The sequence below is a fragment of the Acidiphilium sp. PM genome, assembly GCF_000219295.1.
Lineage (GTDB): Bacteria > Pseudomonadota > Alphaproteobacteria > Acetobacterales > Acetobacteraceae > Acidiphilium > Acidiphilium multivorum.
In genome coordinates this window covers 1-893 of sequence record NZ_AFPR01000082.1, presented here as the reverse complement: position 1 = coordinate 893, position 893 = coordinate 1, and the positions used below count along the sequence as shown (strand labels likewise).

The window sequence follows — 893 nt, the reverse complement described above, 5'->3', positions numbered from 1 at the left end:
CGCCCTCGCCGCGGCGCCCGGCGCGGTGATGGCGATCGCCGACTCCCGCGCGGTGGACGACGAGGGCCGCACCCTGATGCCGGACTACCGGCGCTATTATGCCGAATCCGGCGCCGCCGACCTCGCGACGACGATGACCCTCGATGCGCGCGACTTCGCCACCCGCTTCCTCGCCACCCGCAACCTCATCCTCAATGTCAGCGCCGTGCTGTTCCGGCGCGACGCGCTGCGCGCGAGCCTCGCCCGCCTCGGCGACGAGCTGGCCACCTTCCGCCTCGCCGGCGACTGGCGGCTCTATATCGACCTGCTCGCCCATGCCGCCGGCCCGGTCGTCTGGGTCGCCGAGCCGCTGAACGTCCACCGCCGGCACGAGGGCGGAGCGACCGCCTCGCTCGACGGGCGGACCCATCTCGCCGAGATCGCCCGGGTGCAGGCGATCGCCGCCGACACCCTCGGCCTCGACGATGCCGCCCGCGCCGCCCAGCGCGCCTGGCGCGACGACCTCGCCGCCCGGCTCGGCCTGTCTCACGCCCCGCGCACCCGTAAAAAGATCTGAGCCGAACTCGGCGAACGTCTTTATTTTCCAATCGATTCTTCGTTCGTGAAATTTTATCAGGAAAATACTATCTAACATCATTTATATTGTTAGTTCTAGTTTCTAATAAAAAACTCACCGTTTACGAAAAACCCTGTAAATACCTATGAAATAAATCTGTTTTGATGCCGATTCATGAGATGATTCCGGCTATCAAAGCTGTTATATTACTTTGGCGTTAGGGGCCGCATCCGTCCCCGTCGCATCACGACACGATTCCGACGTTCCGCATTTGCAAACATCTTGCGCGAAGCAGATTTCCTGATCCGCTCTTTTTGAGATTATGCCTGATCCAACC

The 893-nt window shown here is 61.8% G+C and carries 1 pseudogene; it reads left to right on the top strand.

Annotated elements, in window-relative coordinates:
* Positions 1 to 556 (top strand): annotated as a pseudogene (locus tag APM_RS03420) (glycosyl transferase family 1); the annotation flags it as partial.
* Positions 557 to 893: the final 337 nt, after the last annotated feature.